The 16,966-nt window shown below is 43.5% G+C and carries 13 protein-coding genes; 6 read left to right on the top strand and 7 right to left on the bottom strand.

Annotation, left to right across the window (positions count from 1 at the left end):
- Window positions 1-227 precede the first annotated feature (227 nt).
- Both NST40_RS11270 and NST40_RS11265 read left to right on the top strand, forming a co-directional pair.
- Window positions 228-1,136: an alpha/beta hydrolase gene (locus NST40_RS11270; protein WP_342410683.1), complete on the top strand. Its 909-nt coding sequence runs from the start codon at window positions 228-230 to the stop codon at window positions 1,134-1,136.
- A gap of 95 nt (window positions 1,137-1,231) precedes the next feature.
- Window positions 1,232-2,029, top strand: a complete 798-nt coding sequence (locus NST40_RS11265; RefSeq protein ID WP_256719099.1) for a sugar phosphate isomerase/epimerase family protein — start codon at window positions 1,232-1,234, stop codon at window positions 2,027-2,029.
- A gap of 66 nt (window positions 2,030-2,095) precedes the next feature.
- Here NST40_RS11265 and NST40_RS11260 read toward each other — a convergent pair whose 3' ends face one another.
- Window positions 2,096-2,605 (bottom strand): DinB family protein, encoded by a 510-nt coding sequence (locus tag NST40_RS11260; protein ID WP_342410682.1) that lies wholly within the window; start codon window positions 2,603-2,605, stop codon window positions 2,096-2,098.
- Window positions 2,606-2,746: 141 nt separating this feature from the next.
- Here NST40_RS11260 and NST40_RS11255 point away from each other — a divergent pair, with 141 nt between their 5' ends.
- Both NST40_RS11255 and NST40_RS11250 read left to right on the top strand, forming a co-directional pair.
- Window positions 2,747-3,775 (top strand): glycosyltransferase family 4 protein, encoded by a 1,029-nt coding sequence (locus tag NST40_RS11255; protein WP_342410681.1) that lies wholly within the window; start codon window positions 2,747-2,749, stop codon window positions 3,773-3,775.
- Between the two features lie 157 nt (window positions 3,776-3,932).
- On the top strand, window positions 3,933-4,901 hold the full coding sequence (locus NST40_RS11250) for a glycoside hydrolase family 43 protein (protein WP_076130361.1): 969 nt from the start codon (window positions 3,933-3,935) through the stop codon (window positions 4,899-4,901).
- A 73-nt stretch (window positions 4,902-4,974) separates the two neighbouring features.
- Here NST40_RS11250 and NST40_RS11245 read toward each other — a convergent pair whose 3' ends face one another.
- The gene (locus tag NST40_RS11245; RefSeq protein WP_342410680.1) at window positions 4,975-5,769 is read right to left on the bottom strand and encodes a helix-turn-helix domain-containing protein; all 795 of its coding nucleotides are present in this window, start codon (window positions 5,767-5,769) and stop codon (window positions 4,975-4,977) included.
- Between the two features lie 133 nt (window positions 5,770-5,902).
- Here NST40_RS11245 and NST40_RS11240 point away from each other — a divergent pair, with 133 nt between their 5' ends.
- Window positions 5,903-7,246 carry a glycoside hydrolase family 30 protein gene (locus tag NST40_RS11240; protein ID WP_076277952.1) on the top strand — a complete coding sequence of 448 codons (1,344 nt, stop codon included), beginning with the start codon at window positions 5,903-5,905 and terminating at the stop codon, window positions 7,244-7,246.
- Window positions 7,247-7,335: 89 nt separating this feature from the next.
- On the opposite strand, the gene NST40_RS11235 is transcribed toward NST40_RS11240, so the two are convergent.
- The 5 genes from NST40_RS11235 to NST40_RS11215 form a co-directional block, all read right to left on the bottom strand.
- A complete protein-coding gene (locus NST40_RS11235; protein WP_342410679.1) occupies window positions 7,336-9,753 on the bottom strand; it encodes a TIM-barrel domain-containing protein in 2,418 nt (805 codons plus the stop codon).
- Window positions 9,754-9,775: 22 nt separating this feature from the next.
- The gene (locus tag NST40_RS11230) at window positions 9,776-11,380 is read right to left on the bottom strand and encodes an extracellular solute-binding protein (protein ID WP_076193823.1); all 1,605 of its coding nucleotides are present in this window, start codon (window positions 11,378-11,380) and stop codon (window positions 9,776-9,778) included.
- Window positions 11,381-11,428: 48 nt separating this feature from the next.
- Entirely contained in the window at window positions 11,429-12,352 is a 924-nt protein-coding gene (locus NST40_RS11225) for a carbohydrate ABC transporter permease (protein ID WP_081387666.1), read from the bottom strand.
- A 17-nt stretch (window positions 12,353-12,369) separates the two neighbouring features.
- Window positions 12,370-13,293 (bottom strand): ABC transporter permease subunit, encoded by a 924-nt coding sequence (locus tag NST40_RS11220; RefSeq protein ID WP_036689753.1) that lies wholly within the window; start codon window positions 13,291-13,293, stop codon window positions 12,370-12,372.
- An 82-nt stretch (window positions 13,294-13,375) separates the two neighbouring features.
- Window positions 13,376-14,980, bottom strand: a complete 1,605-nt coding sequence (locus NST40_RS11215) for an extracellular solute-binding protein (RefSeq protein WP_341002059.1) — start codon at window positions 14,978-14,980, stop codon at window positions 13,376-13,378.
- A 256-nt stretch (window positions 14,981-15,236) separates the two neighbouring features.
- Here NST40_RS11215 and NST40_RS11210 point away from each other — a divergent pair, with 256 nt between their 5' ends.
- Window positions 15,237-16,961 (top strand): histidine kinase, encoded by a 1,725-nt coding sequence (locus NST40_RS11210; RefSeq protein WP_341002058.1) that lies wholly within the window; start codon window positions 15,237-15,239, stop codon window positions 16,959-16,961.
- Window positions 16,962-16,966: the final 5 nt, after the last annotated feature.

Here is a 16,966-nt window from a genome sequence, read left to right as displayed (position 1 = left end):
CCCAATTTAGCTGAATCAGCTAAATACGAGAGAAATAGTTGTACGAAGTACATCTATTTCACCGTAGTGAGAGTAAAGTAGCAATTTAGTTGTATGAAATACACTTATCTGGTCTGAACCCTTCTTTTCACAGGAATGTTCCTATTGCGCGCTCCTCCTTCCCCACTCTCGTAGTATACTTATTGGAATAAGATACAGATGTTGTATTTTCACTAAGGAGGTTTGTGATGGTAAATAGCTTTAAGAATGCCAAGGCGCAAGAACGAGTGTGGCAATCCTACCAACAGCTAGTTGATCAGTGGCCTATTCCTCTTGAAGAGCTCGATCTCCCAACCACATATGGGCTGACGCATTGTATCCTTACCGGGCAAAAGAGTAATCCCCCTTTATTTCTGTTTCATGGCGTTGGTGATAACTCGGTGGTCATGTGGCTCCTTAACATCGAGGAATTATCGCGGCATTTTTACTGCGTTGCTATTGATACTCTGGGCGGACCCGGAAAAAGCATTCCTAATGCGCACTTTAATAAACAAAAGTTTGAGCAGGTGGAATGGATTAATGAAATAGCCAAACATCTGAGCATTGACATCTTTAATATTGCAGGGGTGTCAAATGGCGCCTATATTGCTTTTAATTATGCAACCAAGCAACCGGACAAAGTGAACCGTGTGATTTGTTTGGAAGGCGGAATGGTCACCACACCCATCAAAGCCATGCTGCAAACGCTAATGATGATGTTCCCAGAGATTCTGATTCCCACGGATCGCAATTTACTGAAAGTGCTGAAGAAGTTAAGTGCGCCTGACTCCCCTTTATTTGACAATCACCCAGAAGTAGCTGCTCATCTAATCCTTTTAATGCGAGCTCATAATCAGCAAGCTATGTTTGTTCATAAGCTTCAAAAATACGATAAAAACGCCGCAGTTGCCGTCAGAGATAAGCTCTATTTTTTAGTAGGAGAACACGCGTTAAAACAATCAAAGGATTTCATAGATATTTTAGAGGATGGAAAGTTTCATTACCAAGTGATCCCCCGTGCGGGACACGGCATTAATCATGAGCAACCGGATAGAGTCAACACTGAAATCATCAATTTCCTGACCCGCGATAATGATAAATCACTTGCATCCTTATGAAAGCGTTACTATTATGAAGGTTATTACTCATACTTACTCTATTAAAGGAGAGGTTACTCATCAGATACGGAACTCTGGCCCACACATTTGGCTGCTTGCCGCTCAAGTCGTTAACTGCAACCCTTCAGAATTATGATATCGATTTTGTTCAGCTTGCATTATCCAAAGCCATTCAGGACATCGACACTTCTACCGGTAAACTAAGTCCAGGTCTTGCCAGCTATATTGGCGAACAATTTGACAAAGCAGGAATACGTATCGGTGTTTTGGGCTGTTACATCAACCCTGTTCATCCGGATCCTGTCATCCGGAGAGCTGAGATCAATCGTTTTAAAGAGCATCTTCGTTATGCACGCCAATTCGGCGCACCTATGGTGGCAACAGAAACAGGTGCGCTGACTACTTTTCAAGCACAAGATCCGATCCATTACGAAGCTATCGGCTGGGATACGTTAAGGGCAACTGTAGAAGAACTTGCAGAGGAAGCTGAAAAATGGGGCGTTTTTCTAGGACTAGAAGGGGTCTGCACACATACACTTTCTACACCAGACAAGATGCGCCGCATCTTAGATGAAGTCCCATCAAGCTGTATAGGTGTTGTATTGGACCCTTGTAATTTTATTGGCACGGCTGCGCATTTGCAGGATCAAATTGTCGATGATTCCTTCAGATTATTCGGCGACCGTATCATTCTGGCGCATTTAAAAGATATCTATCAAGATGGTGAAAAAGCATACCACGGAAAAGCAGGCAGCGGAGTATTCCATACCGAGGCTTTCCTGCGCAAACTCCAAGAATATAAGCCAATGATCGATGTGTCATTAGAAGATATCAAGGATCTGGAGGTTAATGAAACCGTTGCTTTACTGAAGAAGCTTGCACCTATAACATAATAAAAATCCATTTCTGAGGATAGGTGTTAGCAGCAGCTGCGCATCTATCCCCAGCTTTATCTATGCTCAAAAATAATGCTTCCAGTTATTGAGCAGATGATCATCCTCTTTCTGCAGCAATTTAGAGGCATATACGATTTGACCTGTATGATAGGAATAATGCTCTGCCGCTCCGATCATAATCTTTTGAATACTCCAAGTATAATTCTCCATTCCAGCCCCCTCAGGGAAACTAATGGTGACCTCCCGTTCTAGATCAGCCTTCGTCAAATTGCCCACCACCGAACGGCTTTCTTCCCTGACCTTTAGCATATACTGCAATAATTCCTGTGATGAATAACCGCCTCTGGTCAAAAATTCATTAGGTCTATCTCTTTCTATTGGCTTATTGCCGATTCCGCTGACCAGATGCTGATATTCGCTGCCCGCAATATGCAGGCATAGGTTACCAATGGCATTCATTTTTGACTTTGGACGAAACCAGATCTCTTCGGTCGTTAGCTTATTTACAGCTTGCTCCACATACCCCAAGGATTGATTGAGCCTTCTCATACATTCGATAATGATTTCACTCATACTAACCCCTCTTCCTTCTCCTTTTGTTTATAAGCTTGATAAATGGTACTTTTCTATAGGAGCTGAATAAAATAAAAAAAGGAACGATTGAATCATATTTTTTCATATTATAGCTCTAACTTGGAAGGGACGGGATTATCAATGCAATTCACATTCCCTATTCTGACCTTATCTCATGGCGGAGCACAACGTATGCTAGTAGAGCTCACCAATGGGCTGACAGACTTGGGTCATCAGGTCAATCTCCTTTTGCCTGTGGATGGCGCTATTTCTTATGATGTGCGCGCAAACGTAATCCGCTCCTCACATATGAATATTCACGAGCATGACTTTCCTCCCGGAGACGTCATTGTTTCTAATTATTTTACAACTGTCCCCATCGCCCAAGCAGCAAGCCAACAAGGAAAAGGGGTTCATGTACGTTTATCTTTATGTTATGAGCCACCTTTTTTACCGGATAACGGACGCTCCTTCCCCTCCTATCACATCACTGAGCATCTAATCGTTTTATCACGTTGGCAGCAGGAACTGATCCGTTTAAATCATGGTATCACCGGCAGTATCGTACCCATTGGCATTAGCTCCTCTTTTAAAAATATGAATATCCGTCACAGTCTTCAAGAGCCTTTAAACATAACAGCTATATTAAGAAAAACAGAACGAGGTTTCTCCTGGCACCGTGAGCAAGATTATCTTATAGAACAGCTGGATTACGTAAAAAGCCAATATCCCGATGTAAATATTAACTTCATCAGTCCGCCTGACGAGTTCAACACCTCAGAAATTCTCCAAAGAATGAAAGCTACTGGAAAATATCGGTTCTTTACGCCAGCAAATGATGAGGAGCTCTGCTATCACTATAACGGTGCGGATATTTTTGTTAGCTCAAGTATTTTTGATACAGGCTCTTTACCGGGACTTGAGGCCATGCGTTGTGGAGCAGCGTTAGTCTGTGTATATTCGGGCGGGAATATGGAATACGCCCATCACAAGAAAAACTGTTTGCTCTCTTATCGATATGAGAACCGGCTCGGTGAAGATGTCATCCGCTTAATACGTGATCCCAACTTAAGAACTAAATTAGCGGAGCAGGGGGAAAGATATTCGCGCAAATGGACTTGGGAAAATAGTGTCAGATTATTTGAACAAGCGATCACAGATTTATTATAAAAATATAAAAAAGCAAGTCTCCGATGGCCGAGATTTGCTTTTTTATTGATCCAAAAGAATCATTGACTAGAGAAATAATACAAGATATTATGTAAGCGTTATCAATCGCAAAATAATGAAACACTTTAGGGAAATCTAAACTAAAAGGAGAAGGAATATGGCGAAAAAAGGTAGGCAAGGTTATCGGTTGTTATTGTTGTCTTTTTTAATGCTTTTTACAACTGTTTTTTCAGCAGGATCGCAAGCTTATGCAGCAACCTGGAATCTGACTGGAGATACCAACGTACACGACCCTTCATATATCAAAGAGGGAAACACACATTGGGTATTCAGCACGGGATCAGGTCTCCAAGTGATGTTTTCAAACGATGGAACGAACTATATTCGCTCCCTCCCGATTTATAACTCGAAACCCTCCTGGTGGAGCTCTTATGTTCCCAATCAAGAAGGGCTAGATGTATGGGCTCCAGAAATTTTCTACTATAACGGTACCTATTACCTCTATTATTCTATCTCCACATTCGGCTCAAGAGTGTCTGCTATTGGTTTAGTAACTACTAAATCGATCTCCGGGGGAAAATGGACGGACCAAGGTGTCGTTATCTCGTCAAATGACGCCTCCAATTATAACGCCATTGATCCTAACATTACGGCAGATGCTAACGGAAACCTATGGATGACCTTCGGTTCCTGGAGCAACGGGATTTACATTACCTCCATCAACAAAACAACCATGAAGCCAACGGGCAACTCCTATCGCATTGCCACTAAATCCGGGGGGATTGAAGGCTCCAGCATGGTTTACAATCCAAATACCGGATATTATTATCTATTCGTATCCATTGGCCAATGCTGCTCAGGCGTAAACAGCACCTATAAAATTGCAGTGGGACGCTCAACCAGCGTACTGGGTCCTTTCTATGCAAAGGACGGTACTGATATGAAAAATGGCGGGGCTACGGTCATCGATAGCGGCAACAGTTTTTGGGCGGGTCCTGGTGGACAGGATATATACGGAACCAACGTTATCGTCCGCCATGCTTACAGTGTCGCCGAGAATGGTGCACCCAAATTGTTAATCAGTGATCTCGAATGGGATTCAGCTGGCTGGCCTTACTATAATTAACGTCTAATCGAGGAGTTGCCCCTAAGCCCTATTCTGTGATTTATGGGGCAGCTTCTTTTTACTGCTAAACCTTCTACTCTCTCTTTCGATAAATACCTGGCGAGACACCATAACGCTCCCGAAACACCCTGTGAAAATAGGTATAACTTCCAAACCCCGTCTCCTCTGCTATACGCTCTAAGGTGTAATTGGTATTGTCCATTAATCTCAGTGCCATCGCAAGCCGGATTTGCCCCGCATATTGCATAATAGAATAACCGAATTGGATTTTGAATACATGCACTGCCCTTGTCACACTAATTCCAGCATGAGCGGCTACGTCCTTTAGTCTGATCTCTGAAGTAGCATGCTCCTCCACATAACTCTTCATCTTAAGTCCGTGTAGAAGTGAAGCCGAAGATGATGCAGGTGCCTCTTCCATAGCCCGATCTAACAGCAAACATAAAGCTTTAAATAGCGCTTCAAGTATTTCAGGGCTACCCCCGTCTAGTCTTCTATTCTCCAGATCAAGCTGTTGCCATATACTTTGCAGCTTACCATCATCCGCAATTCTTACCTTTTTGGGTCGCTCACGCACGTTCCACCAGTGGTCCACCCATTCCCCTGTACACATTACAAAATAGTCCACACTATGTCCCAGAGGACTTTTCTTTTCACCGATTCTCAGATCATATATATCATAGGGCTTAAATAATAGTAGATCCCCAGGTACTACGGTAGTCATTTCTCCATCAATGAGGACTTCACATTCCCCTTCGGCTTGCAGCCTGATGATATAGGTATCCAACCCACTGCGATATAGTTGCCGAAAAGGCTGAGTATGGCGGATAAATCCACACAAACTAATTTGAATGCTGTTTGTTTCCATCGCATTTTCTCCTCTTTCCATAGTAATCAATGACCAGATTGTTGAGGTTCTTAGCCATATAGTTTCTTCAAAGTGCAGTGAATCTCCTTCTATAATAAAGACAGAATTCATATGTAGGAGGTTATCAACCATTATGAGTAAAACTATTCGCGTCATTCAAACCGCTAAAGAAACCACGGATCGTTTAACAGAAAAGGACCCTCTGATTTTCCTTCCCGATACGTCAGGAGTCGAATCAGAGCTAATCAATATCTATGATGATCTGGAGTATCAAGAAATTGAAGGCTTTGGTGGAGCCCTTACGGAGTCCTCTGCCGTTACTATCGCTAAACTTAGTGAAGCTAAACAAAAAGAAATCATTGACGCTTATTTTCATCCTGAGCACGGCATCGGATACACCCTTTGCCGCTCACACATCCAAAGCTGCGACTTCTCACTGGGCAACTATGCTTATGTAAAGGAAGGCGATGCGGAGCTACGTTCATTCGATATTTCCAGAGATCACGAATCAATTATCCCCCTCATAAAAAATGCTGCCGCAGCAGTAGGTGAAGATTTTCGTCTGTTCTCTTCCCCATGGAGTCCTCCAGCGTTCATGAAGACAAACGGGCAAATGAACGGAGGCGGAGCTCTTAAGCCTGAATATCGTGAGGCTTGGGCTAACATGTTCGTTAAATATATTGAGGCGTACGCTGCAGAAGGAATTGATATCTGGGCTGTCAGTGTTCAGAATGAAGCCAAAGCTGTACAAAGATGGGATTCCTGCCTGTATACCGCTGAAGAAGAAAAGGATTTTGTGCGTGACTACTTGGGACCTGCTCTGGAACAAGCGGGCTTGGGCCATGTAAAAGTTATGATCTGGGATCATAACAAAGAACGGGTATATGACCGTGCTAAGGTTGCTTTTGAAGATCAAGCAGCGTCCAAATACATATGGGGAATCTGCTTCCATTGGTATTCCGGTGATCACTTCGAAGCCCTCTCTGCTGTACATGATCGTTTCCCAGATAAAAAGCTGTTCTTCAGCGAAGGCTGCCAAGAAGGTGGCGTTCATCTCGGCTCATGGAATACCGGTGAACGTTACGGACATGATATCATTGGCAATCTGAACAACTGGATGTCGAGCTGGACAGACTGGAACATTGTCTTGGATGAGCAAGGTGGACCTAATCATGTAGGAAATTACTGTGACGCTCCAATTATCGGAGATACCAAAAACGATGAAATTACTTTTGAGAGCTCTTTCTATTACATCGGGCACTTCAGTAAATATATTCGTCCGGGTGCTAAACGCATTGGTTTCTCCAAATATACAGATAAGCTTGAAACAACAGCTTTCCGCAACCCTGATGGCACTATTGCTGTTATCGTTATGAACCGCACAGAGCAAGAGCTTCCATTCACCCTGCGCTTCCATGACGAACTGGCTGAGAACATGATTCCGGCTCATGCCATTCAAACCCTGCTAATTAAGTAGCAGCGGTTCTTTCCTAATAATAAAGAGGTTCTCTTTATGCCAGCGCACAGAGAGAACCTCCTTTTTTATTAAATTAAATGAAATAGTGCTTAAAGTCTTGCCGACAGTATTTCGCATAACGCTCCATACAGTGTATGTTCAAGATCCAACGAGGCAAGAGAAGCCAGGGCTGCCATCGGCGTTACTGCTGCTTTGACTACATGGTAAATTTGCTCTTTCAATTGGAATAGAATTTGCGCACGGTTCAGAAGGCTGAACACCTCATCATCTACGGAATTCACCACAATCCGGGCATCTGTGAACGTTACCTCCAATGAATGCTCTACCGCTTGATCCGAAATCATGATCGTAAGCGTATGTGTAGCCTCATCATAGTCCATGTTTGCTTCGATTTCTGTGCCGCCAGCGAATACCTGTACCTTCGTATCAGCAAAACCAACAAAGGACAGCTTCCACGATCTCCGCTCAGGCACAACCTTTGTATTTCCCTTAGCAGAGAGAATCTTGAAGCTGGCTCTATCCCCCATTTCCAGGATCATTTCTGTATCACACCATTGATCATCCTGATCCTCCGCAGTATCGCCCTCATCCTCCCAGAGATGAAAATGACCCCTTCCTCCCGCAAATACACGGACCTCCATATGCTTCGGATTATCCACTGAAGAGGTAAATTGCGTCAGATCTGCCATGGGCACAATAGCACCCGCTTTAGCTAATACAGGGATATTCTCAAGATTGCGATAAAGAGAAAGCTTTCTGCCACCGTCGTACACTCTTCCGTTAAAAAAATCTATCCAAATCCCTTCAGGTAACCAAGCCTTAAATTCGGCAACGCCTACCTTTGGGTTGACCGGCTGTGTAATCGGACAGGCAATAAGTTCCGTTCCGAAATAATATTCATTGGGCACTTCATAGGCTTCATTCGACAACGCATGATGATAATACATCGGTCGGATTAACGGAAGACTATCGCGGCTGGCATAGCGATTCATGGTGTACAGATAGGGAAGTAAACTATGCCGCAAGCGCAGGCAATCCTTCATCACATCTTCCGCAATCTTATTGAATCGCCATGGCTCCTTGCTGTTAAAGGCACTAGCAGAACTATGTAACCGCAGAATAGGTGAAAAAACACCGAATTGCACCCAGCGCATTGCCAACTCATCGTCTAAATAACCATTCATATGGCCCCCGATATCATGGCTCCACCAACCATATCCCACGTTGGCGGCGTTGGCTGTGAAGTATGGCTGGAAATCCAGCGACTCCCAAGTGACAATGGTATCTCCAGAGAAGCCCACAGGATAACGATGGCTGCCAAGACCTGCATAACGGGAAAAAGTAATCTGCCGGTTGCCTCGCCGGCCGCTATCCAGATAGTGATAATGGTTCAGCATCCAAAGCGGATCTAGTCCCGGTACTTTAGTCACTCCACCCTGCTGCCAATCAATCCACCAGAAGTCCACACCTTCATCCTCTAGCGGATGATGCAGAAACTTAAAGTATGCCTGTAAAAAATCCGGGTCCGTAATATCAAATTCCACAGCATCCCCTTTTTCCGGGTCCATCCCCATCTCCGCAGCAATGGCCAGATAAGGATCTTCAAACGCCCGTACACCGTCTGCTGGATGTACGTTGAGCGTTACTCGAAGACCTTTTTCATGCAGCCATGCCAAAAATCTTTGAGGCTCCGGAAACAGTTCCCGGTTCCAGGTATAACCCGTCCAGCCACTGCCATACTGCGGATCAATATCGACGAGATGCCAATCCATATCTATAACAGCGACGGAAAACGGAATTCGCTCGAGCTCAAACCGCTCCATTAACGCTTTGTATTCTTCTTCTGAATATCGGTAATAACGGCTCCACCAGTTGCCAAGGGCATAACGTGGCAATAGGGGCGTACGACCGCAAAGGTGATAGAAATCCTTCAAGCAGTGCAAATAATCATGACCGTATCCAAAAAAATAAACATCGAGGCCAGCCAACGCCCGTAGCTCGACCCGTCCATCCTCTTCCAGTACTAGGGAGGTGCTATCATCAACTAACGTATACCCCGCACGTGAAAGTAGTCCGTACTCCAGCGGAATGGCACCATCTGCATTATCCAGTGTACGTGCTGTTCCTCCCAAATCTTGGACTGTATCTCCATAATTCCAGACACTCATTAGGTGACCCGCTTCGTTTCTCACCCGAACACTGAGACCATGCCGGGAGAAAGGCTGCTTGTCATAAGTTAAATGCAGGCGCTCCGTAATCAACTCAAGTTTATTCCCCAGATCCATTACGCGGAACTCTGGAACCGGGAAATTGCGATTCACAACGGTCTGCGACGCCCGATCTTCGAAAAAACCTTCCTCACTATATTCCATCCGGATAAGCTCCGGAGTTAAGACAGTGAACCGATAGCACTCCCCCTGAATAATCGCGTCAGCATTACTGCCTGGTTCAGAATGCAGCTTTAATTGGGCCGCCAAAGGGGTTGGCTCTTTCATTATATTTCCCATCAAGTAAAAACCTCATTTCTTGTTATTCAACGCCCATATAACGGCTGAAAGCATCTGTCCGAATTTTCACCATCTTTTCGAGGCCCATCCCCCGTAGCTGCTTCACATAGTCATCCCACTGCTCGTCAATAACACCTGAGATTATAAATTGAGCACGCATTGTATTGACGTAACTATCAATATCGGTGGTCAAGGTCGGCAGCTCCTGAAACTCTTCTGCAGTGTACATTACGTTGGGGAAAGGTGGTGTTGTATAGTCACTTCCCAGCTTATCGAGTTGTAGCTTCAGTCCATCTCCGGTTTTAGGATTTAGAAAGATGGTCTTTTCAAAAGCTGGGCTTACATATTTCGGCCCAAAATCCCGGAGTGACTGTTCCCAATACCAAGCATCCGCACTGGTGCCGGTTGGAGGGTCCATCAATGTATACGTACCGTTGTCATTTTTCTTAATCACCGTTCCAATGGCACCCCAGAAATTCTGAATGCTGGCTTCATTGGTATAGAACTGATCCGCCCAGCGTGCAGCAATTTCTGGATACTTGCAGGATGTGGTGATCAACAGCTCATTGCGTTCCAGATTCATCCCATACGGGTTCCCAACGGTGTAGCGCTTCCCGTCTGGTCCAGCAATTGGCGGAATGGTCACATATTGATCACTCCATTTGCCAAACATAGCGTCTGGCGTCCACTGATAAGAGAAGCCTACGATTGGGGCATCCGGATTTAGAAACTTTGCCGATCTCATCGTTTCGTCTTGAGTGAATACTTCTTTATCAAGTAATCCGTCTTTAAACAATTTGCTCTCCCATTTGAGCCCTTCTTTGTACTCCTCTGAAATCGGGTAATAAACCGCATTTCCGTCCTTGACCACCATGAAGTTATTATTCAAATCTGCAATTCCGAAAGGACTGATTAGATCATTACTTAATTCGATAAAAGGAATCTCATCCTGTTTTCCGTTTCCATTCGGATCTTGTTCTTTGAATGCTTTTAGCACGTTATAAAGATCGTCTATCGTATCCGGTACCTTCAAACCCAATTTGTCCAGCCAGGTTTTATTAATCACAGGCTGACGTGAGCTTTTAGGACGTGAGGGTAATCTTGCAGGCAGCGAGTAGATTTTCCCGTCAGGAAAGGTGCTGATTTTTTTCATTTCCGGTGTTTCTTCCATAGCTGCTTTGAGATTAGGCATGTTTTGCTCAATATAATCATCTAGCGGCCGAAATAAGCTTAAATTATTGACGATATCCGCATCTCCAAAGGTCTGACTCCCTAAAATGATATCTGGAAGTGTGCCGCTGGCCAGCATAATAGACTTCCGTTCACTCCAATCATTGGAGGACATCACCTGCCACTCGATTTTGACATTCGTGTTCTTCTCCAAATCCTTGAGCCATTGATTCTCGGTAAAAGAATCTCCCATGCTTACCCACCGGACAGTGAGTACTTTCAGCGTCACAGGCTTATCCACTATCGGCAATCCTTCTTTGTTAAATCCGCCCGGCTCAGGTTCAACAGAATTAACCCCATTGCTCCCTTTACAGGCAGTAAGGCTAGCAAGCAACGTTGTCACTAAAAGAATGACGGTGATTGTTCTATATATCCTGTTTTTTTGTTGCTTTTTCATAACGTTCTTGCTCCTTACGAATGAATGTTAGTAGAATAGCCGAATGTACTATTCCTTCACTGCGCCGATCATTACCCCTTGGTTAAAGTATTTTTGTACAAAGGGGTACACACACATAATCGGAACCGTTGCCACGATAATAACAGAATACCGCATCATATTGGCGAGTCGTAGTGCGATTTGCGCAGCTTCCCCGGTTCCCATCCCCGATTGCATCTGATTGGTGATCAGAATATTTCGCAGAATCAGCTGCAAGGGATACATATTAGGATTTTTCAAATAGATCAAGGCATTAAAATATGAATTCCAGTAACCAACGGCGATCCATAGACCCAGCACGGCAATAATCGCCTTCGATAGTGGCAAAACGATCTGTACAAAATATCGAAGATTTCCACAACCATCGATCTGTGCAGCTTCCCATAAATCTCCCGGAATACTCGACTGAAAAAAGGTGCGGGCAACGATAATGTTAAACACCCCAACGGAGAAAGGCAGTACCATCACCAGAAATGTGTCGTACAGATGGAAATCACGGATCGTTAGAAAAGTCGGAATTAACCCCCCATTAAAAAACATCGTAAAGATGAAAAACAGGGAAAGATATTTTCGCCCCACAAGATCCTTTCTGGACAACGCATAGGCCGCAGAAATATTTACAATTAAACCGATTGCCGTCCCTACCACCGTATACATGATGGTATTCCAGTAACCGATCCAAATATTTTCATGACGCAGCAGCTCTTTGTAACCATCGAAGGTGAACCCTTTAGGAAATAACCAAACCTGCCCCCCCGCCACCGCGGAAGGATCACTGAACGAAGCAATGACGATAAAATATAGCGGATAAATTAAGATAACTAGAAAAATTGCTGATATAACATACATCACTATTTCCATTATAGTATCCGAAGAACGATTCTTCTTTATTTTCCCCATATTCCCTTTAGTAACTGTCTCTAAACCTCCCATTTCAATACTCCTCCCTTCTACCACAAGCTATTTTCGCTTAGTTTTTTAGAAATCTGATTGACCATGATCAATAAAATAAAATTAATAACGGTGTTGAACAGGTTGATCGCCGAGGAAAAGCTGTATTGACTGCTGAGCAAGCCAATTTTGTAGACATAAGTAGAAAGAATTTCGCTCGAAGTGATGTTCAAGTCATTTTGCATTAAGTACACTTTTTCAAACCCAACCCCAAGCAATCCACCGACCCGCAAAATAAGCAAGGTTATCGCTGTTGGCATCAGCATCGGAATATCAATATAACGAATTTTATGCATCCGGCTTGCTCCGTCTACGGTTGCCGCCTCGTACAAGCTAGGATCAACTGCGGAGAGCGCAGCGATAAAGATAATGCTGTCCCAGCCGACATGCTGCCACACATCCGACCAAACATATACACTGCTGAATAATCCAGCAGAGCCAATCAGATCAGGAGCCTCTTTTCCAAAAAGACTATATATATTGCCCAGCAGTCCGGTGCTAGGTGAGAACAAAATCATCATTAAACCCACCATTACTACTGTGGAGATAAAGTGCGGCATATAGGACACCGTCTGGAAAAAACGTCTGAACCGGTTAGGTCTCATCTGGTTAACCATCAGCGCCAGTATAATTGGAATCGGAAAGGTAATCAGACTGTACACACTGATGATCAATGTGTTTTTAATCGTTGATGAAAATTGATAGGAATGAAAAAATTTCTCGAAGTACTTGAATCCAGCCCAAGGGCTGCCTCCAATTCCCAACGCCGGGCTATAATCCTTGAAAGCAATCAGCACCCCGTACATTGGCTTGTACGCGAATAATAACGTCAGAACTACAGCAGGAAAAAGCAATAGATAGAGACCCCAATTTTGTTTGATTTGTCCGAATTTCCGCCCGAAATGAAGTGGACCAGATTTCATGACATCCCCTCCTTATTTAAAATAGAGAATGCTACCCCACAGCTATCCTGCAGGGCAGCACCTTTTTCGAAAGACGAATAGGTTATTTCACGTTCATATAACGGCTGTAAGCATCCGTGCGAATCTTAACTAACTTTTCAAGTCCCATTTTATTAAGCTTGCTCACATAAGCATCCCAGCCCTCGTCAATTCCGCCTTTGCTAATAAATTGCGCCCGCATAGTATTCACATAGCTGTCGATATCCGTAGTCAAGGTTGGCAGCTCCTCGAACTCCTCAGAAGTGTACATTACGTTAGGGAAAGGTGTGGTTACATATTCACTGCCCAGCTTATCCAGCTGCAGCTTCAGTCCATCTCCACTTTCAGGGTTCAGGACAATTTTCGATTCAAAGGATGGGCTCACATATTTCGGTCCAAAATCACGTAGCGATTGATCCCAATACCAAGCATCTGCGCTGGTTCCAGCTGGTGGATCCATCAACGTATAAGTGCTATCATCGTTTTTCTTAATAACCGTTCCAATCGCACCCCAGAAATTCTGAATGCTCGCTTCGTCAGTGTAGAACTGATCTGCCCAACGTGCAGCAACCTCAGGATATTTGCAGGATGTAGTGATCAGCAGCTCATTACGGTTAAGATTCATCCCAATCGGATTCCCGATCGTATAACGTTTACCATCTGGTCCGGCAATCGGTGGAATCGTCACATATTGATCGCTCCATTTTCCAAACACGGCGTCTGGAGTCCACTGGTACGTAAAGCCTACAATTGGAGCATCCGGATTCTGGAACTTAGCCGATCTCATCGTGTCGTCCTGAGTGAATACCTCTTTATCTAGCAAGCCTTCCGCATACAATTTATTTTCCCATTTGAGACCTTCTTTGAACTCTTCTGAAACAGGAAAATATATCGCTTTTCCGTCCTTGATGATCATATTATTGTTATTCAAATCGGCAATTCCGAAAGGACTAATCAAGTCATTACCAATTTCAATAAAAGGAATCTCATCTTGTTTTCCATTCCCATTCGGATCTTGTTCTTTAAAAGCTTTGAGCACGTTATAAAGCTCATCAATCGTTTCAGGCACCTTCAAGCCCAATTTGTCCAGCCAGGTCTTGTTAATCACAGGCTGACGTGAGCTTTTTGGACGTGCAGGAAGTCTTGTTGGCAGGGAGTAGATTTTCCCGTCAGGAAATGTGCTGATTTTTTTCATTTCTGGGGTTTCTTCCATAGCTGCTTTGAGATTAGGCATATTTTGCTCAATATAATCATCAAGCGGCCGGAAAAAGCTCAGATTATTTACGATATCGGCATCCCCAAAGGTTTGATCTCCCAAAACGATATCCGGAAGCGTGCCACTTGCCAGCATAATGGACTTCTGCTCACCCCAGTCATTGGAGGACATTACTTGCCAATCGATTTTGACATTCGTATTTTTCTCCAGATCCTTCAGCCATTGGTTTTGCGTAAAGGTGTCCCCCATACTCCCCCAACGGACAGTCAGCACTTTAAGTGTCACAGGCTCATTCACAATCGGCAGACCTTCTTTGTTATAGCTGCTCGTTTCATTTGTCGCTGCATTATTCCCGTTGTTACCGCCGCAGCCAGCAATTCCAAATACCATCGCAGCCGCCAGCAGACCCACAGTCCATTTCTTTGCAGTTTTTTTCTTACTGTGTTGACTCATCTCTTAATCCCCCATTTCAATTTATCAAAATGCATCTGAATAGCTTTATAATAACTTCTTATTTTTTCGTATTCCGGACACATTAAGACGGTTATCCAGACCTTTGAATTCGCTTACAAAAAATACAAAAGCTAAATGCTCTACTTGGGGAGATTTAATAACAGTATCCCGACTTCTGTATGTGCTATCCGGACTTTGAGGGGAATCGATAGCGAGTTCTTATGTTTTTTTCACGCAGAGGTTTTATAATGACTTTATGATCAAAAAAACAGCGAAACACAAAACCTACCCCATTCGCCATTATATAAAAGTCATGATGTTGGTTTCATTCACAGTCCTTATTCTGGATTTAGGAATCAGCATCGCTTCCATTTCCATCGTTAAGCAGCAGTCCACTCGAAATTTGCAGGATACTGCGGCACTTTACATCAATCGTATTAATCATGATTTTGCCTACATTAATCACTATATGGGCTGGACGCTTGGGAACGATGAGAGCTTACTAACGATGAATACTTACGGGGTCAACAGTATCGAGTTCTTAAAAGCAAATGATAATCTGTTCAAACGCTTTACCGAGCTGCAAAAAAACTACGGGCATGAGTATAACTTCTTCTACTATTTGAAAAATGAGACCTATTTTTTGAATTGTGCACCGATCAGCGTAACCTATACGGATTACAGGGAGCTGAAAAAGAAGATTATTTCTTATATTGATGATAAGGAGATGTATGAGAAGTTTTATTCCAAATGGACGCCTATTCTTGTGAACAACCATTATTATGTAATTAATATCGTGCCCTATTACAATCGTTATTTAATTGGACTGATCTCCGCAGATAATCTGATCCGGCCGCTACGCCAAATTAATCTTGGCGCCAATGGTTATGTTTCTCTAGTAGATGAGAATGAACAGCCTTTAACCAGTCCGATCTCCAATAGCGGTACGTTAATAACGGAAAATGGGGGATTCGCTAATCTTTTCCAATCGCGTACAACCATCAACAGCGCATTCTCAGACACCACCTTCAGCACCAAAATGGTCATTAAATATGGCATATTCGAAAAAATCATGATTGCCCAGCTGCTTATTATGTTATTGTTCTTCATTGTGACCTCCACGTTATGCATTGTTCTGCTCTTTTTCAAAAAAAGAGTGTTAGGTCCGATTCAAAGCTTCTCCGATAACCTTGCTTTCATTAATGAGTCTGGGCAACCCGCAGATTTCAAAAGCAGTGAGATTATAGAGCTGGAACAGGCAAACACTCAGTTTAAAGGCTTGGTTGAACAAATCAAAACCTTTAAAATCGCTATGTACGAGCAGGAACTGGAGAAACAAAGAATACAGCTGGACTATATGAAGCTACAGATTAAACCACACTTTTTCTTAAACTGTCTGACTAGCATCTATAGCATGGCGCAAATTCATATGTATAAAGAAATTGAAAATATGACGTTGTCTACCTCTAAGTATTTCCGTTACATTTTTCAGAATGGCGAGAATTTTGTCCGGTTAGAGGATGAAATCGAGCATGTCCGAACCTACTTGGAGATTCAAAAGCAACGTTATCAGGACGCATTTATTTATTACATCGAACAAGAGGATCAGGCAGGCAGTGTGGAAATTCCACCGTTAGTGCTGCAAACCTTTATCGAAAATTCAATTAAATATGCGATTTCACGCGAACATGAAGCCGAGATCAGACTTACAGTACAACGATTACAGATGGAGCAGGAAGAAGAAATACTCGTTATCCAGCTCACCGATACCGGTCCCGGTTTTCCACCTCAGGTGTTAGAGAAACTTAATCTTGGAGAGCCCTTGGATCAAAGTAAAGGTACGCAAATCGGCATTATGAATACGCTTAAAAGACTAGAGTACCTATATTTAAAAAGAGCAACCGTCACCTTCTCCAATTTGGAGGGCGGCGGCGCTAGTGTAATCTTATATCTTCCGAAACTTCCTGATAAATCTAAATGAATGGA

It is taken from the genome of Paenibacillus sp. FSL R10-2778, from assembly GCF_038593035.1.
GTDB classification, from domain to species: Bacteria; Bacillota; Bacilli; order Paenibacillales; family Paenibacillaceae; genus Paenibacillus_AQ; species Paenibacillus_AQ odorifer.
This window is presented reverse-complemented; position numbering and strand designations above follow the sequence as displayed.

Coding starts and splice junctions, on each gene's coding strand:
- NST40_RS11270 (WP_342410683.1), top strand. CDS start 228: ATGGTAAATAGCTTTAAGAATGCCAAGGCGCAAGAACGAGTGTGGCAA.
- NST40_RS11260 (WP_342410682.1), bottom strand. CDS start 2,605: ATGAGTGAAATCATTATCGAATGTATGAGAAGGCTCAATCAATCCTTG.
- NST40_RS11255 (WP_342410681.1), top strand. CDS start 2,747: ATGCAATTCACATTCCCTATTCTGACCTTATCTCATGGCGGAGCACAA.
- NST40_RS11250 (WP_076130361.1), top strand. CDS start 3,933: ATGGCGAAAAAAGGTAGGCAAGGTTATCGGTTGTTATTGTTGTCTTTT.
- NST40_RS11245 (WP_342410680.1), bottom strand. CDS start 5,769: ATGGAAACAAACAGCATTCAAATTAGTTTGTGTGGATTTATCCGCCAT.
- NST40_RS11240 (WP_076277952.1), top strand. CDS start 5,903: ATGAGTAAAACTATTCGCGTCATTCAAACCGCTAAAGAAACCACGGAT.
- NST40_RS11235 (WP_342410679.1), bottom strand. CDS start 9,753: ATGGGAAATATAATGAAAGAGCCAACCCCTTTGGCGGCCCAATTAAAG.
- NST40_RS11230 (WP_076193823.1), bottom strand. CDS start 11,380: ATGAAAAAGCAACAAAAAAACAGGATATATAGAACAATCACCGTCATT.
- NST40_RS11225 (WP_081387666.1), bottom strand. CDS start 12,352: ATGGGAGGTTTAGAGACAGTTACTAAAGGGAATATGGGGAAAATAAAG.
- NST40_RS11220 (WP_036689753.1), bottom strand. CDS start 13,293: ATGAAATCTGGTCCACTTCATTTCGGGCGGAAATTCGGACAAATCAAA.
- NST40_RS11215 (WP_341002059.1), bottom strand. CDS start 14,980: ATGAGTCAACACAGTAAGAAAAAAACTGCAAAGAAATGGACTGTGGGT.
- NST40_RS11210 (WP_341002058.1), top strand. CDS start 15,237: ATGATCAAAAAAACAGCGAAACACAAAACCTACCCCATTCGCCATTAT.